The 18,597-nt window shown below is 73.4% G+C and carries 14 protein-coding genes; 6 read left to right on the top strand and 8 right to left on the bottom strand.

Annotated elements, in window-relative coordinates; translation table 11 throughout:
• Nucleotide 1: 1 nt before the first annotated feature.
• The 3 genes from M3185_RS17345 to M3185_RS06080 all read right to left on the bottom strand — a co-directional run bounded on the left by M3185_RS17345 (nucleotide 2) and on the right by M3185_RS06080 (nucleotide 3,163).
• Nucleotides 2-1,393, bottom strand: coding sequence for a sensor histidine kinase (locus M3185_RS17345; protein WP_251332778.1), 1,392 nt, complete (start codon nucleotides 1,391-1,393; stop codon nucleotides 2-4).
• Nucleotides 1,390-2,055: a response regulator gene (locus M3185_RS06085; RefSeq protein ID WP_251332777.1), complete on the bottom strand. Its 666-nt coding sequence runs from the start codon at nucleotides 2,053-2,055 to the stop codon at nucleotides 1,390-1,392. Before M3185_RS06085 ends, M3185_RS17345 begins: the two co-directional genes overlap by 4 nt.
• 154 nt (nucleotides 2,056-2,209) lie before the next feature.
• On the bottom strand, nucleotides 2,210-3,163 hold the full coding sequence (locus M3185_RS06080) for an AfsR/SARP family transcriptional regulator (RefSeq protein WP_251332776.1): 954 nt from the start codon (nucleotides 3,161-3,163) through the stop codon (nucleotides 2,210-2,212).
• 198 nt (nucleotides 3,164-3,361) lie between these two features.
• Here M3185_RS06080 and M3185_RS06075 point away from each other — a divergent pair, with 198 nt between their 5' ends.
• From M3185_RS06075 to M3185_RS06060, 4 genes are all read left to right on the top strand, one after another.
• Entirely contained in the window at nucleotides 3,362-3,907 is a 546-nt protein-coding gene (locus M3185_RS06075; RefSeq protein WP_251332775.1) for a hypothetical protein, read from the top strand.
• A 97-nt stretch (nucleotides 3,908-4,004) separates the two neighbouring features.
• A complete protein-coding gene (locus M3185_RS06070) occupies nucleotides 4,005-5,783 on the top strand; it encodes a multicopper oxidase family protein (protein ID WP_251332774.1) in 1,779 nt (592 codons plus the stop codon).
• On the top strand, nucleotides 5,783-6,271 hold the full coding sequence (gene lepB, locus M3185_RS06065; protein ID WP_251332773.1) for a signal peptidase I: 489 nt from the start codon (nucleotides 5,783-5,785) through the stop codon (nucleotides 6,269-6,271). The genes M3185_RS06070 and lepB overlap by 1 nt, the downstream gene beginning before the upstream one ends.
• A gap of 106 nt (nucleotides 6,272-6,377) precedes the next feature.
• Entirely contained in the window at nucleotides 6,378-8,027 is a 1,650-nt protein-coding gene (locus tag M3185_RS06060) for a peroxidase family protein (RefSeq protein WP_251332772.1), read from the top strand.
• A 227-nt stretch (nucleotides 8,028-8,254) separates the two neighbouring features.
• Here the strand turns inward: M3185_RS06060 and M3185_RS06055 are convergent, their stop codons facing one another.
• Nucleotides 8,255-10,219 carry a hypothetical protein gene (locus tag M3185_RS06055; protein WP_251332771.1) on the bottom strand — a complete coding sequence of 655 codons (1,965 nt, stop codon included), beginning with the start codon at nucleotides 10,217-10,219 and terminating at the stop codon, nucleotides 8,255-8,257.
• A gap of 160 nt (nucleotides 10,220-10,379) precedes the next feature.
• Nucleotides 10,380-10,955, bottom strand: a complete 576-nt coding sequence (locus M3185_RS06050; protein WP_251332770.1) for a cysteine hydrolase family protein — start codon at nucleotides 10,953-10,955, stop codon at nucleotides 10,380-10,382.
• Nucleotides 10,956-11,080: 125 nt separating this feature from the next.
• On the opposite strand from M3185_RS06050, the gene M3185_RS06045 reads away from it, so the two are divergent.
• The gene (locus tag M3185_RS06045) at nucleotides 11,081-11,584 is read left to right on the top strand and encodes a phosphoribosyltransferase (protein ID WP_251332769.1); all 504 of its coding nucleotides are present in this window, start codon (nucleotides 11,081-11,083) and stop codon (nucleotides 11,582-11,584) included.
• Nucleotides 11,585-11,605: 21 nt separating this feature from the next.
• On the opposite strand, the gene M3185_RS17100 is transcribed toward M3185_RS06045, so the two are convergent.
• Nucleotides 11,606-12,241 (bottom strand): hypothetical protein, encoded by a 636-nt coding sequence (locus M3185_RS17100; RefSeq protein ID WP_285859547.1) that lies wholly within the window; start codon nucleotides 12,239-12,241, stop codon nucleotides 11,606-11,608.
• 233 nt (nucleotides 12,242-12,474) lie between these two features.
• Between M3185_RS17100 and ppc the strand changes: the two genes are divergently transcribed.
• Entirely contained in the window at nucleotides 12,475-15,291 is a 2,817-nt protein-coding gene (ppc, locus tag M3185_RS06035; RefSeq protein ID WP_251332768.1) for a phosphoenolpyruvate carboxylase, read from the top strand.
• A 13-nt stretch (nucleotides 15,292-15,304) separates the two neighbouring features.
• Here ppc and M3185_RS06030 read toward each other — a convergent pair whose 3' ends face one another.
• Nucleotides 15,305-16,399 (bottom strand): glycoside hydrolase family 26 protein, encoded by a 1,095-nt coding sequence (locus tag M3185_RS06030; RefSeq protein ID WP_251332767.1) that lies wholly within the window; start codon nucleotides 16,397-16,399, stop codon nucleotides 15,305-15,307.
• Nucleotides 16,400-16,418: 19 nt separating this feature from the next.
• A complete protein-coding gene (locus M3185_RS06025; RefSeq protein ID WP_251332766.1) occupies nucleotides 16,419-18,371 on the bottom strand; it encodes a glycosyltransferase in 1,953 nt (650 codons plus the stop codon).
• Between the last annotated feature and the right edge of the window lie 226 nt (nucleotides 18,372-18,597).

The following is an 18,597-nucleotide window of genomic DNA, read 5'->3' as shown; positions in this document are numbered from 1 at the left end:
CTCAGGGGCGCACGGTGACGGCGCCCGGGGGCAGGACCGCGAGCACCGTGGTGCCGGTCCCGGGCCGTGACCTGATCTCGAGCGCGGCCCCCGCGGCGTCGGCGACGTCCCGCATGATCCGCAGCCCGAGGTGGCCCTCCGGCGAGCCCCGGGAGTCGTCGAAGCCTGTGCCGTCGTCGCTGATGGACATCACCGTGGCGCCGTGCTCCACCTCCAGGTGCAGGGTCACCGTGGACGCGTGGGCGTGCTTCGAGATGTTGGCGAGAGCCTCCCGGGCCACCTTCAGGAACATCCCCTCCTGCTCCGGCGTCAGGAGGACCGCCGGGCTGATCCGCACGGACGTGTCGATCCCCCGCCGGGCCAGCGGGTCCGCGAGCCGGGCCAGGGCCTTCGGCAGCCCGAGGGTCAGCAGGTCCGGGGAGTACAGGGCGGTGGTGATCCCGCGCAGGGTGCGCAGGCTGCCCTGCAGGATCGTGCGGGACCGGACCAGGGCCCGGCGCTGCTCCGGGTCGTCCGCGGTCATCTCCTGGGCCTCCAGGGAGTAGGACAGGCCGGCCAGGTCCTGGATCACGTCGTCGTGCAGGTCCCGGGCGACCCGCACCCGCTCCAGCTCGGCCGCGTCCACGGCGTGCTGGAGCAGGCGCGCGCGTGCGGAGCGGTGGTCCTGGATCCGCCGGGCGAGGCCCACGGCCGGTGCGAGCTGGGCCAGCTGGAACAGCACCAGGGTCAGGAGGAAGGCGGGAGCCAGGCTCATGAGCACGGAGCGTTGCTCCTCCCGCACGATCGAGTCGTCGTAGTAGACCTCGAGCACGAGCTGCTGCCCGGCGTCGGGGACGAACCCGACGTAGACCTCCACCAGCCGCCCGGCGCCGGCCTCGTGGGAGTTCTCCGCGTCCTGCTGGTGCTCGATGGTCGCGACCCCCTCGCCGCGGGCGACCAGTCCGTCGTCCCACGACGTCGGGCCGAAGTTCTGCCCGATGAGCTCGTGCTCGTCGGAGTAGACGATCGTGCCGTCGTCGTCCCAGATCTTGATGCGGCGGATGGTCCCGTCCTCCAGCCAGGGACGCATCCGGACGTCCAGCTGCGCCGTGGCGGCCGACCCGCCCGCCAGGAGGTCCTCGGTGATGAGGGGTGCGACGGCGTGGTTGGCGAGCCGCTGCGTCACGCGCAGGACGTGCTCCACGGCGTGCTGCTCGGCCACGGCCCGGATCCACCACGTCGCGGGCACCGCGGCGAGGAGCACCACCACCAGCCCCGCGAGCAGGAACCTGCGCACGGCGGCGTGCACCTCGGACCGCCCGGTGACGGTCCGTGCCGAAGGGTCCGGCGGGTCCAGGGCGAGGGTCGCGGCCTCCGGAACGGTGCGCTCCGCGCGGGGGAGGAGGTGCCTCACCGGTGGTCCGCCAGCAGGCCGAGGCGCGACGCCGCCGCGACCGCCTCGAGCTGGGAGTGCGCGCCCAGCTTGGCGAGGATGGCCTTGACGTAGCCCCGGCACGTGTTCGGGGTGATGCTCAGCAGCCGTGCGTTCGTCCCCACGCTGTGCCCCTGCGCCATCAGCCGCAGGACCTCCATCTCGCGCTGGGTCAGCGCCGGCGCGGTCGCGCCCCGGTGGCGGTCCGGGACCGCCGCCGCGAGCAGCGACGGGTGGACGGCCATCGTGCCGCACCGCGCGCTGCGGACGGTCTCGAGCAGGGTGGCGAGCGACCCGTCCTTCGGCAGGAAGGCGCAGATCCCGGTGCTCGCCGCGGCCTCCAGGACGTGCTGGGCCGGGTCGCCGGTCAGCATGACGACGCGGGTTCCCGGCCGGTCCGCGAGGATCCGGGCGGAGGCCGCCACGCCGTTGCCCCCGGAGAGGTGGTAGTCCATGACGACCACGTCGGGCCGCAGCGCCGCGCACAGCCGCACGCTCGACTCCACGTCGTGGGCCACCCCGACGCTGCGCAGATCGGGCTCCCGCCGCAGCGCGCCGGTCAGCAGCTCCGCGAACGTCGTGTGGTCGTCGACCACCAGTATCGAGGTGCGCGCATCACGCACCCCCTCCGCTCCATCGGTCATTCCAGACTCGCCCCCCGGCAACCCCCGTACTACGTACCAGTAGTATGGCGATCGCAAACCCGGGTGACCAAGCGGGAAGGTGTGGCCACTTCCGCGGTCGGCAGCCGGTTGCGCCCCCGGCCGACCTCGCGTGCACCGTCTCATGGATCCGGCCCTAGGCGGCCGGGCTCAGGGTGCGCCCCAGGAAGGCCTGGAGGACCGTGGCGGCCTCGTGGCGGGCGAGCGGCACCGGGTCGCCGGGCAGCCCGTCCGGGGCGCCGGCCTGGCCGTGGAGCACCAGCAGGGCGGACAGGACCTGCCCCAGCTCGCTGCCGGTCGACGCGGTGGCGTGCAGCATCCGGGTGTGGGCCGCCTGCAGTGCGGCCGACGGGGCGCAGCCGAGTTCCTGGTCGAGGACCCGGCGGCAGCGTTCGTAGGCCTGGAGGCCCTCGACCGGGCGCCCGAGCCCCTCGAGGCCCAGCACCAGCACCGCCCACGCACGCTCGAGCAGCCGGTCCCCGGCGAGCGCGGCCCGTGCATGCTCCACGGCCTCGCGGTGGAGCCCCAGCTCGAGGGCGGTCTCGGCGGCCGACACGCGGGCCTCGACCACGCGGGCGCCGTGCAGCTCGCGCTGGTGCTCCGCCCACTCGCAGCGCAGCTCGTTCTCCAGCAACGGCCCCGACGCCAGCTCGAGCGCCGCGCACCACAGCCGATACGCCGCCTCTGCGCGGCTGCGGCGGGCTCGCTCCACGGCGAGCTCGAACCGGTGGAGGTCCAGGTCCACCACGGCGCCGTCCATGACGTATCCGCCGTTGGCGGTCCGCAGGGGCCCGCTCCGGCCCGCACCCGGCTGGAGGCCGCGGCGCAGGACGCTGACGTAGCTCTCGAGGTTCTGCAGCGCCGCCGCCGGCGGCCGGTCCCCCCAGAGCAGCTCGACGAGCCGGTCCTTGGACACGGGCGTGCCCAGCTGCAGCAGCAGGATCTCCAGGATCTGCCGCTGCTTGGGTCCGCCGAGCTCCTGGGCCGTCAGGGTGCGGTCCCCCCGGCGTACCTCCAGCGGTCCCAGCACGCGCACCGACAGCCGCACCTGGCGCCCCCCGGCTGTTCTGTCGTCACCTGTCGTGGTCACGGTTCCCCCTTCCCGAAAGTGAATACCAGTCTGGAGCCGGGGGAAGGATGGGGTCAGCCCCGGATGGGGGGTGGGAGCCTCCCCAAAATGGGGGGTGCGGAAGGGTGGATGACGCTCTGTTTCCCCGCCGGCGCGGACCTGGACATTCGTCCTCCGGGTGCCAACTTTTCTCCAAGGTCCGCTCCCCATCGTGCTGGCATGACCACTTCCACCGTGCTCCCGGACGCAGGCTCCGCCGACCCGGACCGCCCCCCGAGGGCGGCCCGCCGGCGCTGGCTGGTCCCGGCGGCCTTCCTGCTCGGACTCACCGGGATCCTCGGCGTCGCCGTGCTGGGGCAGGACGAGGCGCCGAGCGCCCCGCTGGGTGCGGTGGCCCCGGTGCCCGGGGGACTCGCGCGGATCAACGGCGTCCTCCCCGTGGAGGACGGGGACGGCCCGGCCGCGCAGGACGAGCCCGCCGAGGGCGGCACCCACCGGGTGCGGGTGCTGCTGGAGCTCACCGCCCTCGAGGCCGAGGGCGTCGACTTCGACGCCGCGGACTGGACGGTGGACCGTCTCGGCGGGGGCGAGTCCGAGGCCGTGCGGGCGTCCGTCCAGGAGCGGTTGATCGGCCAGGGCGAGGTCCTGCAGGCCGAGCTCCTCTTCGAGGTCCCCGACCGGGCGCTCGAACTGACCCTCGAGGGCCCGGAGCGCGCGCGCCTGTCGCTCGGGGCGGACCACCACCACGGCGGCGGTCCGCGATGACCTCCTCGACGCGGCCGGCCGTGACCGCCGCGCTGCTCCACCGGGTGCCGCGGGAACCCGGCCCGACGTCGTACAACCAGCTCGAAGGAGAACACCCATGACCGTCTCGCGAAGGAACGTCCTGCTGCTCGGCGGCCTGGGGGCCGTGGGCGCCGGAGCGCTCGCGGTGCCCACCCGGTCCGTGGAGGCCAAGTCCGCCAGCGCCCTGCGCGACGCCGACATGCCCCGGCCCTTCCGGACGCCGTTCGTCGAGCCGCCCGTGCTGCAGCCCCGTGCCCGGACGGTCGACCCCGTGGACGGGCTGCCCGTGCACCACTACGTGGTCACCGAGCGGGCGGCGCGGGCCCAGATCCTGCCCCGGGCGGGGCTGACCACGCCGATCCTGGGCTACGACGGGATCTTCCCCGGGCCCACCATCAGCCTCGACCAGGGGACCAAGGCGGTGCTCCGCGTGCGCAACCAGCTGCCCGCCACGCACCCGCTGGACGGGCACGTCCTGTCCACCTCGACGCACCTGCACGGGTCCGCGTCCCTGCCGCAGTACGACGGCTACGCCAACGACGTCACGAACCCCGGGTTCTACAAGGACTACCACTACCCGAACTTCCAGCCGGCACGGACCCTCTGGTACCACGACCACGGCGTCCACTACACGGCGCTCAACGCCTACTCCGGCCTGGCGGCGCAGTACCACATGCACGATCCCCTGGAGCGGGCGCTCCTGCCGCAGGGCCGCTTCGACGTGGCCGTCACGATCTCGGACGCGATGTTCGCGGAGGACGGCTCCCTCGGCTACGACGACAACAGCCACTCCGGGCTGTGGGGGGACGTCATCCTCGTGAACGGGCGGCCGTGGCCGGTCATGAAGGTGCAGAAGCGCGTCTACCGGTTCCGGGTGCTCAACGCCTGCATCTCCCGGTCCCTGCGCCCCACCCTGAGCACGGGAGACCCGATCGCGGTCGTCGGCACGGACGGCGGGCTGGTGCCCACGACGCAGTTCGTGAACAACTACCGCCACGCCGGCGCGGAGCGCTACGAGCTGCTCATCGACTTCCGCAAGTACCGGACCGGGCAGCGGGTCGAGCTGCGCAACCTCTCCAACGACAACAACGTGGACTACGACTACACCCACCAGATCATGGCCTTCGACGTCGTCGACGAGCCCGTGGACACCTCCGACCCCACCTGGAACCGGATCCCGGCGCAGCTGAGCACGCACAACGAGGTGATGGCCCTGACGGCCGGCCAGTCCACGCGGACCCGGCGGTTCGAGCTCGACCGCACCAACGGGATGTGGACGGTCAACGACGTCACCTGGCAGGAGGTCGTCGCCAGCGGCTACAAGAAGGTCGCGGCCGAGGTGGACGTGAACGCCGTCGAGATCTGGGAGTTCGAGAACAACTCCGGCGGGTGGTACCACCCGCTCCACATCCACCTCGTCGACTTCCAGATCCTCAGCCGCAACGGCCGGTCCCCGTTCAACTACGAGCGCGGCCCCAAGGACGTCGTCTACGTGGGGGAGGGGGAGACGGTGCGGCTGCTCATGAAGTTCGGGCCCCACAAGGGCCGGTACATGATCCACTGCCACAACCTCTCCCACGAGGACCACGACATGATGGTCCAGTTCCGGGTGGGCCTCAAGGAGGACGACCCGGACCCCGACGACCCGATGACGGCCGCGCCCGCGAAGTGGGACGACGGCTCCGCGCCGGTGGTCGGCCCCAGCCCCACGCCGTCCTCGTCCTCGTCCCCGTCCTCGTCCCCGTCCACCTCGCCGGCTCCGAGCCCGTCGCGCTCCGCCACGGCGACGCCCACGCCCACGCCCACGCCGACCAAGGTCCGCAAGACCCCCGGAGGAAAACCGGGCGGCAGGTGATGGGCGCACCGGTCCGCCGCAGGACGGCCGCCGCGGTGCTGCTGGGCGCGGCGGCGGTCCTCGGCTGCCGGCTGTGGCTGGTCGAGCCCCTCGTCGTCGGCTCCGACAGCATGGAGCCCACCCTGCCGGAGGGCGGCGTGGTGCTCCTGCTGAAGGCCGGCTCCCCGGACCGGCGGGCGGAGCCGGGGTCCCTGGTGGTCTTCGCCGGCCCCGAGGACGGCCACACCACCGTGAAGCGGGTCGTGGCCGCCGAGGGGCAGACCGTGGCCATCGAGGACTCCGTCCTGGTCGTCGACGGCGACCCGGTCCCCGAGCCGTTCGTGGACCACAGCCGGATCGACGCCACCTGGTTCGGGCCCGTCACGGTCCCCCCGGCCCACGTCTTCGTCCTGGGGGACAACCGGTCCCCGTCCGTGGACTCCCGCGACTACGGCAGCGTGCCCGTCGCCGCCGTCGAGGCGACGGTCCTGCTGCCCCGCAGCTCGTGACCGCCGGCCCCGGCCCGTCCGGGATCCAAGACTTTTCCAAGAACCCCTGGATTCACTGGAGCAAACTCCGCGCCCGCCAGACCGGGCCGTTCCGGAAGGAAGCACCATGGAATCCTCGTCCCCGTCGCGCCCCGGCGTCTCGCGCCCCGGCGTCTCGCGCCGCGGCGCCCTCGCCGGGCTCGCCGCAGGACTCGCCGCCCTGCCCGTGGTGGGCGCCACGGGCGCCCACGCCGCCCCGCGCCGGCCGGCCCCGGCCGCCGCGCCCGGTGTCCTGTCCCGGGGAACGGGGCACGGTGCGGGCGAGCTGCGGGGATCCGGGATCGCGGTCACGGTCGGCCGGAAGGCCGAGGGCCGCTTCGGGGTGATGTTCCCGAAGCTGCCCGCCTTCTCGCCCGACGACGCGCTCCTGGTGGGCCTCGCCCAGCGGATGATCGACCGGACGCCGCCCCTGGAGGACGTCTCGCTGAGCAACGACGGCTTCGACAACCCCGACATCCCGGCCGGCTTCGCCTACCTGGGGCAGTTCATCGACCACGACATGACCCTCGACCGGACGCCGCTGCCCGCGCAGGAGCTCGACCCGAAGGGGCTCACGAACTTCGACACCCCCTTCTTCGACCTCGGCTCCGTGTACGGCCGGGGACCGGCGGCCGACCCCCAGCTCTACGACCCGGCGGACCCGCGGAGGATGCGCATCGGCCGGACCCCGGACGGCCTGCCGGACCTGCCGCGCCGTGCGGACGGGACCGCGGTCATCGGCGACCACCGCAACGACGAGAACCTGATCATCGCCCAGTTCCACCTGGCCTTCCTCCAGGCGCACAACAGGTTCGTGGACTCCGGGGCGTCGTTCCAGGAGGCGCAGCGCCTGACCCGCTGGCACTTCCAGTGGCTGATCGTCCACGACTTCCTGCCCCGGATCGTGGGCCGGCCCCTGGTGCGGAGCATGCTCGGGGCCGGCGGGAAGGGCCCGGTGGCCGTGGACCGCCGGTTCTACAGGCCGGGCAATCCCGCCCGCCCCATGATGCCCGTCGAGTACTCCGTGGGCGCCTACCGGTTCGGGCACAGCATGGTCCGCGCCGAGTACGAGATGAACGACGAGGTCACGATCCCGTTCTTCGGCTCGCCGTCGAACGACCTCCGGGGCTCCCGGCCGATACCGGCCGCCGCCCGGGCGGACTGGAACTACTTCTTCGACCTCCCCGGCGTCAGCGCACCGGACGACCGCAACCTGACCCGGCTCATCGACACCAAGCTGGCGCTGCCCCTGGCCGAGCTCCCACCCACCGTGGTCCAGCACGTCGACGGCGCCATCCTCAACCTGGCCCAGCGCAACCTGCTGCGCGGCAAGCGGCTCGGCCTGCCGGCCGGGCAGGACGTCGCCCGGGCCATGGGCGTGGCACCCATCTCGAACGACCGGCTCGGGCTGACCGAGCCCGGCTGGAACGGCCGGGCCCCGCTGTGGTTCTACGTGCTGAAGGAGGCGGAGCTGCTGGGCGGGCGGACGCTGGGCCCCGTGGGCGGGCGGATCGTCGCGGAGGTGATCCTGGGAGTCCTCTCCCTGGACCGTTCGTCGTTCCTCAACGCGGCCACCCCGTGGACGCCGGGAGCCACCCCCTTCGCCTGCGGCGACTTCCTCCGGATGGCCGGGGCGCTCGAGAACATGCCCACCGGCAACGAGGACGAGGACCCGGAGCGGGAGGAGGTGCCCGAGGACGAGCACCCGGAGGACGAGCACGTCGAGGAGACGGACTGAGCACCCCGAGCGCGCGCTCCGCGGCCCCCGGACCCTCGAGGTCCGGGGGCCTCCTCGTGGGGGAGCCCGGGCGCCGCCACGGCGGTCCCGGGCGCCGGGCGCGCCCGGCGGCGCAGGCCGTCCGCCCACGGGGGCATCCTGCGGACCGGGCGCGCACAGGCGCCGGCCCGCGCTCCGAGGAACTGGAGCGCGGGCCGGCCGGGGAGAAGGCGTTGCCTGTGCTGCTCTTATCCGGCGACCACCCCCCTGGCCTCCCCGCCGCGCGTGGACTGCACCAGCACGCTGGAGATGCGCTGGCCGGGCCCCGGCTTGGCCCGGTACTCCCAGTTGCCCAGGGAGTCCACCGGCACGGAGGCGATCTTGACAGGCCTGCCCGAGGTGGTGTTGTAGATGTTGACCTGCGAGGCGGGGTTCAGCAGGGCCGGGGCGCCGGGCACGAGTGCTGTGCCGGTGAGGCGCAACTCCTTGCCCACGCGGTGCCGGGAGGTCGCCGCGACGCTCACCCGGTCATCGCTCTTCAGCGTGACCGTCGCCGGTGCGCTCCTCACCCCGGCGGCGTTGGTGACCACCAGCTGGAGCACCGGGTCCTGGTCCAGTGCGGCGGGTGCCGTAGCGGAGGTGGCTGTGAAGAACGGCACGGTGACCTTGGGCTTGGCCACGGTCTTGCTGCTGAACGTCACGGTGGGTCCGCTCACCTGCGACCACTCGTACGCGGTCGCGTTCACCGAACCGGAGCCGTCCAGCTCCGCAGGCATGCCGCGGGCCACCGAGCCCGGCAGGGCCGCCACGGCCGCGGTCGCCGCCGGCTGCTCCACCGGGGCGGGGTCACCGGTGCCCGGGTTGTCCGGGGTCGTGCCCTCGGTGACGGGGCCCGGGTCCGGCTGCGGGGCGATCGGGTCCTCGCCGACCGGGCTGGCCGCGCCGCCGGTCACACCGACGGGCACCGTGGCCTTGCTCGTCTCCGAGGTGGAGACCGTGACCTCCACCGGCGGGGCCACGGTGTTGAACGAGGCCTTGAAGACGTTCGCGGTGCCCGTTGCGGCCAGCTTCCCGAAGCCGGCGACCGTCGGGGCGACCCCGGAGGACGACGTCGCCTCCACGGTCAGTGCGGTGCCGTCGTAGGTGGCGGCCGTGGCGACCGAGACGTCGGTGACGGCGACCTGGCTGCTGCTGACCGGTTTGTCGCCGAGGTTCCGGACCGTCACGCTCGCCGGCGCGGCCCCGGTGAACTTGATGCGGGCGTAGGCGCGCTCCGAGTCCCCGTCCTCCTTCTCCATGGGGGTGGTCTCGAACACGCCGTCCTGGCCGGCCACCTCGAGCTGGTCCCCGCGGCTGGTGGCGAAGACGTCGATGTACTCCCCGTTGACGACCGCCCGGTCGGTCTGCACCCCGGTGTTGGTTGAGATCTTGCCCATCACGGAGAACAGGTCGTTCCTGACGTCCAGACCGCCACCGCTCACCGAGAAGAAGTTGGTGCCGAACGGGCTGCCCGTGATGGTGTGCTCCACGTCCGGGTTGCCGAGGTAGCCCTCGGGGGCGCCGCTGTCCCACTTCAGGAACGGACCGACATCGCCCTTCAGGGGCGTCTGGAAGTTCCCGATGGCCGGCGAGACGTCCTCCACCAGCTTGCCCGCGCCCTCGGCGTCGGTGTCGATGGTCATCGTGCCGTAGGGATGCGTGAACGTCAGGGTGGTGTTGGGCGGGGCGTCCCTGACGGTGATGCGCTGACGGGCGAAGACGACCTGGTCCCCGGGGATCGGGTTCTCGTTGGCGAAGGCGGCCTCCAGGGCCAGGACGAGCACCGCCCGGCCCCCGCCGGGCAGCTCCAGCTCGGACCCGGCCAGCATGTAGAACGCCTCCCCGGGGAAGTTGCCCGGGAAGGAGATGGGCTTCGCCGGATCGGGGACGTCTCCGGGCAGGAAGCCGCACAGCGGGTTGTCGGCGTCCAGGCACAGCTCGGTCCGGGTCTTGGTGCGGTCCTCGTACCAGGCGGGGTACCCGTGGTCGGTGTTCACGGGCCCCACGGCGGTCAGGCCGCCCGGGTTGCGCTGGGTGACCTCGGTGGCGGCGATCGACGCACTGACTCCGGTGGCGCCGAGCAGGAGGGCGACGGACGCGGCGACGGTGCGGCGACCGCGAGAACGCCGTGGTGGATCCCGCCGCAGCCCGCGGGGACCGGTGGAGGTGCTCATGATGTCTCCTCAAGAAGCGATGGTGCTGACAGCGTGAATATGCGAAAGCACACTTGAGAAAACCCTGTGGCACCCGTGCCCGCCGCCGTCGCGGGCGGCGGGCACGGGGCGCACCGGCACGACGCACCGTGTCACATCGGGCCGGGGGGCGCTGCGGGGCTCAGCCCTCCAGCCGGGCCAGGGCGTCGGCCTGGTGCAGGACGTCCTGGCGCATCTCGTCCTCGAGGAAGGCGAGCAGCGCCCGGGAGAGGTCCGGGTTCTCGGAGGCGACCGCGTCCCGGGCCACGGCGGCGCGGAAGTTGTGGGCGAACGCGTCGATCGCGGTCTGGGCCACGCAGCTGTGCGTCGAGATCCCGCACAGCACGAGGTGACTCACGCCGAGATTGCGCAGCCGCGCCGCGAGGTCCGTGTCGAAGAACGCGCTGTCGCGCGTCTTGACGAGGCCCACCCCGTCCTCGGTGTCGAGGCCGGCGACGTACTCGGCCTGCTCCGTGCCGGGGTAGGCGAAGCCCTGGTCGTCGTCCTGCATGTTGACCGTCCAGGTGGAGCGGTCCCGCTCGTGCTGGGTGCGGATCAGCAGGATCGGGCAGCCGGCGCCGCGGGCGCAGCGGATCAGCTCGTTGGCCTTCTCCGTCACGGACTCGCGCTGCTCCTCGAGCTCGGGGAAGTCGAAGTAGGAGTTCTGCATGTCGATGACCAGCAGGGCCGTGCGGCCCTCGGCGCGGTGCTCGCGCATGGTGCCCCTCTCTGTTCGGTCGCGGCACAGGAGGCCGCGGAGGATCCGATCAGCAAACTTACTGCTTCGGGGTGCAATCCTCCACCGGCAGGGGCACCCCCCGCGGCTCGGGTAGCCTGAGGCGCATGGCTTATCACGCGGATGCCCTCGAGCTCGAGGGCAAGGAGATCCTGACCTGGGAGCGCTTCGGCGAGGCGACCCAGGAGCTCGCCCGGAGCGTCGTGGACAGCGGCTTCGTCCCGGACATCATCATCGCGGTGGCCCGCGGCGGCCTCCTGCCGGCGGGGGCCCTCTCCTACGCGATGGGGGTCAAGCTCTCCGACGCGATCAACGTGGAGTTCTACACCGACGTGCACCAGACCCTGCCCGACCCGGTGCTGCTGGCCCCGATGCTCGACACCGAGTCCATCACCGGGCAGAAGCTGCTCGTCGTCGACGACGTCGCCGACTCCGGGCGCACCCTCGCGCTCGTCCTCGAGCTGCTGCGCGGCTTCGGCGCCGAGGCGCGCTCCGCGGTGATCTACAGCAAGCCCCGCTCCGTCATCGAGCCGGACTACGTGTGGAAGGCCACCGACGAGTGGATCGTCTTCCCCTGGTCCGCCGCTCCGCCCATCACGGCGGGGTCCTAGCGCTCCGTCCCCGGGGCCCGCTCAGCGCAGCGCCGCCCGGACCCCGGGCCTGCTCGCGACCGCGAGCCACGCGACGTTGACCCCCACGAGCACGAGCGTGGTCAGGCCGGGCAGCAGGTGCCCGCCCACGAGCTGCAGCACCAGGCTGAACGCGTCGCCGAGGACGGCCAGCGAGCAGAACACGAGGCCCAGGACCCAGCCCCACTGCCGCTGGTCGCGCAGCGGGAAGTACACCAGCGCGTAGAGCCCGGCGGTCAGCACCAGCCCCATCACCAGGGCGATGGCGACCAGCCCGCCCCCCGGCGTCCCCACCGCCGGGCCCATGCCCTCCGTGCCCGGGAGCGTGGGCCCCGCGAGGGTCTCCACGACGCTGTTGAGCACGCCCACCGCGAAGGACACGAGGGTCAGCTTCAGCAGCAGCCGCAGCGGGCCGGTCATCGGCGGCCGCGGCGGGACCGTCGGCCCGCCCGGGCCGCTCCACTGCGGGGGCCGTCCGCCCCCGGGGTGGTAGGGCCGCTGCCCGCCGGGGTGCTGGGGCGGTGGACCGCCGGGGTGGAGCGGCGGCTGCCCGCCGCCGGGCGGCCGCGGGGCACCGGGGCCCTGGAAGCCGGGGCCCTGGAAGCCGGGGTCCGGAGCGCCGTCGGGGTTCTGGGTCATGGCGGGTGCCTCCTGGAGCGGGGCGGACGGTGCTGCTCACCGCCGAACCTACCGCCCCGGCGCCGGGGCGGCACGGGTTTTCCCGGTGTGCTCCCCGGTGCGTGCCACAGTGGGGACGGATCCGTGCGGCGCCGCGGCACCGGGGTAGTCTGTGGCGCAAGGCACCGACGGCGCGACCGGCCGACGGTCGTGCGCGGGAACGCCGCCGACCGTCCAGGCAGGAGCTGTCGACCATGACCCAGCACCACCGCACCGCCGCCCCCACCGAGGACCGGACCGACGCCCAGGTCGCCGACGCGCACGTCATCGACGCGCCGCTGCGCGCGGACGTCCGGCGGATCAGCACCCTGCTGGGCGAGACCCTGGTGCGCCAGCGCGGCCCGGAGCTGCTCGAGCTGGTGGAGCAGGTCCGCCTGCTCACCAAGGAGGCGAAGGCCTCCCCGGGAGACGACGCCGCCCGCCGCGTGCGCGAGCTGCTCGGGTCGCTGCCGCTGGAGCAGGCCACCGACCTGGTGCGGGCCTTCGCCCACTACTTCCACCTCGCCAACGCGGCCGAGCAGGTGCACCGGGTGCGCCTGCTCGAGCAGCGCCCCGAGGAGGACGGGTGGCTCGCCGCCGCCGTCGCCGACGTCGTCCGGGAGGCCGGGCCCGGGACGCTGCGGGCGGCCGTCGACCGCCTCGACGTGCGCCCGGTGTTCACCGCCCACCCCACCGAGGCCTCCCGCCGGTCGGTGCTGACCAAGATCCGCCACCTCTCCGACCTCCTGGCGCAGAGCCCGCCCGAGGGCTCCGCGGCCCGCCGCCGCCAGGACCGGCGCCTCGCGGAGCTCATCGAGCTCCTGTGGCAGACGGACGAGCTGCGCCAGAACCGCCCCACCCCGCTGGACGAGGCCCGCAACGCCCTCTACTACCTGCGGGAGGTGCTCACCGAGACCATGCCTGTGCTGCTCGCCGACCTCGAGGACCTGCTCGGACAGCACGACGTGGCGCTGCCGGCGGGGATCCCGCCGCTGCGCTTCGGCTCCTGGATCGGCGGGGACCGCGACGGCAACCCCAACGTCACCCCGGAGATCACCCGCCGGGTGCTGCAGCTGCAGGGGCAGGCCGCCGTCGACGTCGCCCTGGGCTTCCTCGACGTGCTGGTGTCCCGGCTGTCCTCCTCCACCGCGATCGTCGACGTGGAGCCCGAGCTGCTGGCGTCCCTGACGGAGGACGTGGCGCACCTGCCCGGCCTGGACCCGCGGGTGCTGGAGCTCAACACGCAGGAGCCGTACCGGCTGAAGCTCACGTGCATCAAGGCCAAGTTGCTCAACACCCGCCGCCGGTTCGCCGAGGAGACCGCCCACGAGCCGGGCCGGGATTACCGCACCACGGCCGAGCTGCTCGAGGACCTCGGCGTGGTGGCGCGCTCCCTGCGCCGGCACGCGGGGGAGCTCGCCGCCGGAGGGTCCCTCGCGGCCGCCACCCGCACCATCGCCGGGTTCGGCCTGGCCCTGGCCACGCTGGACGTGCGCGAGCACGCCGACGCCCACCACGAGGCCGTGGGCCAGCTCCTCGACCGGCTCGGGGAGCTGGACCGGCCGTACGCGGAGCTCGACCGGGCCGGGCGCTCACGGGTGCTCTCGGGGGAGCTGGCCGGGCGCCGACCGCTCGCCCCTCCCGGGCTCGCCACCGGGGCCGTGCAGCTGGACGGCGACGCCGACCGCACGTTCGCCGTCTTCCGGGAGATCGCCCGCGCACAGGCGATCTACGGCGAGGAGGTCGTGGAGACCTACATCGTGTCCATGACCCGCGGGGCGGACGACATCCTGGCCCCCGTGGTGCTGGCCCGCGAGGCCGGGCTCGTGGACCTCACCGGCGAGCGCGCCCGCGCCACCATCGGCTTCGCGCCCCTGCTCGAGACGGTGCACGAGTTGCGCCGCTCCGCCGAGGTGATCGACGAGCTGCTCTCCGACCCCGCCTACCGTCAGGTGGTGCGGGCGCGCGGGGACCTCCAGGAGGTCATGCTCGGCTACTCCGACTCCAACAAGGAGTCGGGGGTGATGACCAGCCGGTGGGAGATCCACCGCACGGAGCGCCGGCTGCGCGACGTCGCCGCCCGCCACGGGGTCCGGCTGCGCCTGTTCCACGGCCGCGGCGGCTCCGTGGGCCGCGGCGGCGGGCCCACCCACGACGCGATCCTCGCCCAGCCCAGCGGCGTCCTGGCCGGGGAGATCCGGTTCACGGAGCAGGGCGAGGTGATCAGCGACAAGTACTCCCTGCCCGCGCTGGCCCGCGAGAACCTCGAGCTGTCCCTGGCCGCGGTGCTGCGCGCGACCGCCCTGCACCAGGACCCGCGCTCCACGGAGGAGGAGCTGGACCGGTGGGGCGAGGTGATGGACGCCGTCAGCGACGCCGCCTTCGCCGCCTACCGCGGCCTCGTGGAGGACCCCGACCTGCCCGAGTACTTCGTGGCCGCGACCCCCGTGGAGCAGCTCGGGGCCCTGAACATCGGCTCCCGCCCGGCCAAGCGCCCGTCGTCGGACACGGGGATCGAGGGGCTGCGGGCCATCCCGTGGGTCTTCGGGTGGACCCAGTCCCGGCAGATCGTCCCGGGCTGGTTCGGCGTGGGCTCGGGGCTGCGGGCCGCGCGCGAGGCGGGGATGGAGGAGGACCTGCGCGCCATGCTGGAGCGCTGGCACTTCTTCCGCTCCGTGGTCTCCAACGTGGAGATGACCGTGGCGAAGACGGACCTCGAGATCGCCGCGCACTACGTCCGGGCGCTCGTGCCCGAGCGGCTGCGCCACGTCTTCGACGCCGTCCGCGAGGAGTTCGAGCTCACCTGCGCCGAGCTGGCCCGGCTCACCGGGGAGGAGGAGCCGCTGGGAGGCAACCCCACGCTCAAGCAGACGCTCGTGGTCCGCGACCAGTACCTCGACCCGATCTCCTACCTGCAGGTGGAGCTGCTGCGCCGCATCCGGCAGGCCGGGGAGGAGCCGGACGAGGGGCTGCAGCGGGCGCTGCTGATCACGATCAACGGGGTGTCCGCCGGGCTGCGCAACACCGGGTGAACAGGGCGGGGAGTTAGCGCGTGCCGGTCAGGGCCTGGCGGTAGGCGGCCAGGGCGGCGGGGGAGGAGTCGACCCTCCAGTCGCGCTCCTTGTCCTCCTGGAACCAGACGACGGCGCGCACGTCCCCCTGCCGGTCGAGGAAGTCGAAGAGCTGGGCGATCCACCCGGCCTTCGACTCCCCGTCCCGGGTCCCCTCGGCCGAGGCGGTCTCCGTCACGAGGACCGGCAGGCCGCTCCGGAGGGCGCGGAGCTCCTCGAGGCCGGGACCGAAGAGGTCCTGCGGGCCGGTCCAGGCCAGGGGCGGCGTGGCGGAGCCCCAGTTGTAGCCGTCGATCCCGAGGAGGTCGACCACGTCAGGGCCCGGGAAGAAGTCCGCCAGCCCGGTCCCGCCGGGACCCTCCCCCGTGGGCGCCGGGACGTTGGGGGCCCAGCACCAGCGGACGTTGTCGGCGCCGGCCGCGGCGAAGCGGTCGTGGACGTGCCGCCACGCCCGGACGTACTGCTCGGCCGTGTTGGCCTGCACCCCGGCGCCCCAGGGGTACCAGTCGCCGTTCATCTCGTGCGCGAAGCGCAGCACGAGGTCCCGGCCCCACCCGGCCAGGGCCTCCGCCCAGGTGCGGATCCGGTATTCGTGGTCGCCCGCGAGCAGCCGGTCGAGGGCGAAGGGCGGCTGCCGGGCCCCTCCGGCGGACCCGGCGCCGCCGGAGGGGGCGTACCAGGGCTCCCAGGTGAGCACGGGGGTGGCGCCCTGGGCCAGCACGGCGTCGAGGACCCCCAGCGGCGGGGTCTCGTGGGTCCAGTCGCGGAACAGGAGCATCCACCGCGGGGCGGAACCGGTCAGCGCGGCGTAGGCCGGGCCCTCCTGCGGACCGCCGGGGAGGAACACCCCGTGCTCCAGCGGCCGGATGCGGTGGTGCGGGGGGATGGACTCGATGGTGTTGCGCATGGTGCTCCGCTCGGTGCAGGCCGCCAGCGTCAGTGCTCCGGCCCCGGCCAGCACGGCGCGGCGGGAGGGGCGGGCGGCGCTCCGGTCGCCGTTGCGCCCCGTGCCCGGGGCCGCGCGGCTGCGGTGGTCCGGGGTCGTGCGCGAGCCGGTCCGGCGGGCCACGGGGACGTCCTCGCGCCCGTCAGCTCGGCACCGGGTCGGTCGTCTTCTCCTCCGGGGCGTAGCCGTCGTAGCGCACGGCCTGGATCAGCACGCTGAAGACGACCAGGTCGTACACCACCCAGGCCACGTTCACCAGGGTGCCGACGGGCTCGTTGAGCCCCACGGCCAGGCGCACGAGGCCCACCACGAGAGCGCCGGTCAGCAGTCCCATGGCGATCAGCTGGGGGCGGATCAGGTGCCAGTCGCGGCTGGTGCCCTCCTTCACCTTCGGGGTGACGGCGAAGCCCAGGGGCCGGCCGAACCACACGTTGCGCGCGGCCGTGGTGCAGGCCTTGATCCAGGTCGGGAACAGCGCGAGGCTGTACTGCTGCCCGCGCCAGGTCTTCGCCCCGCGCCCGGCGACCGCGAACAGGACCTGGTTGATGACCATGAAGGGGATGAACCGGATGAAGAACTCGGTGCTCAGGCTGGCGACCGGCAGGACCCCCAGCACGAGGTAGATGATGGGCGCGGCGATGTAGACCACGGCCGCGAAGCCGGCCAGGTAGCTCCACATCGTGGCGAAGTACATCAGGCGCTGGGTCCACTTCATGCCGCGCTTGGTCAGCGGGTTCTCCCGCAGCAGCACCTGGATCGTGCCCTGGGCCCAGCGCAGGCGCTGGGTGAGCATGGTCTTGAGGTCCTCCGGGGCCAGGCCGATGGCCAGGATCTCGTGGTGGTACACGCTCTTCCAGCCCATGGCGTGCATGCGCATGGAGGTGGCCATGTCCTCGGTCACCGAGATCGTCGCCAGCGGCATGATCGGCTGGGCCTCGTTGCCGCGCTCCACGGAGATCGCGTCGAGGACGGCCTGGACCGACTCCAGGGCCCCCAGCGGGGACCACTCCCGGCCGGAGAGGCGGGCCACGGCCTCGTCCACCTCGTCGGGGGCGAGCGGGCCGTGGCCGGCGTCGAGGCCCATGGCCGCGATCTCCGCCAGGTCCGCCTGCAGGGCGGAGAAGTCCGCGGCGACCAGTTCCTGGACGGCGGAGTCCACGGTGCGCCGGACCTCGTAGGTGATCTCGCTCAGCGACCGGCCGCGCTTGAGGTCGACCTCCGCCTGGTGGGTCACCCGCTCGACCTCGTCCAGCAGCCGGGCCACCACGGGATCGGCCGCCTGGCCGGACTTGCGCGCCTTGCGCACGGCCGAGCGCGAGCCCTTCAGCGCCCGGCGGATGTTGCGCTCGACCTCGTCCACGTAGCCGACCAGGCCCAGCTGCATCAGCGCCTCCCGGCGCAGGATCGCGTTGGAGCCGCAGAAGAAGGCCGCGTTCCAGCCGTCCTTGCCCTGCTGGAGCGGGCCGTAGAACAGCGGGGCCTGGCTGCCCAGCGGGTCGCTCTCGGGCACGTTGACGAACCACTGCGGGGTCTGGACCAGGGCGACCTTGCGGTTGTTGAAGTAGCCCAGGGTCCGGTCGAGGATTTCGGGCTTGGGGACCTGGTCGGCGTCGAGGATCAGCAGGAACTCGCCCTGGGTCATCATCAGGGCGTTGTTGAGGTTGCCGGCCTTGGCGTGGCGGGGCCGGTCCGCCCAGTCGGCGCTGCGGGTGAGGTAGCCGATGCCCTCCCGCCGGGCCTGCTCGCGCAGCTCCGCCCGGGCGCCGTCGTCGAGGATCCACGTATTGTGCGGGTACCGGATCGCCTGCGCGGCGCGGGCGGTCTCGAGCACCATCTCCAGCGGCTCGTTGTAGGTGGTGATGAACACGTCCACCGTCATCCCCGGCGGCGCCGGTGGCGGAGTGCGCTCCTTCAACCGCCACATGGTCAGGCCGAACAGCGTCACGTCGATCAGGCTGTAGGTCTCGGCCAGCACCAGCGGCACGGCGATCCACCACGCGGACCAGTTCAGCGACTCCAGCCACCGCCACGCCACGTAGTTGACGCCCAGCACAACGGTCAGAACCACCAACAGGCGAATCCAGAAGCGGTGCAAAGCCAGTCCTCCCTCGTCGGGGACCCGGGGCGACGACCGCGCCGCGGGACCGAGACACCAGACTAGGGGACGCCGCGGCGCGGTGCAGTCACCGACGGCGCCACCGTGCTCGCTCGTCCGCCAGCGGCCCGCCCTGCGGGATCCTGTCCTGCCCGGCCGCGCCGTGGCGTCGTGCCCGGGCCCCGGGGCGGCACAATGGGTCCTGCCCCCGTCACCCCCCCCCAGC

Origin of the sequence: Kocuria rosea (assembly GCF_023715525.1) — a bacterium.
Classification (GTDB): Bacteria; Actinomycetota; Actinomycetes; order Actinomycetales; family Micrococcaceae; genus Kocuria; species Kocuria rosea_A.
Note: the sequence above shows the minus strand (reverse complement) of the source record. Positions and strands in the feature narration are given on the sequence as shown.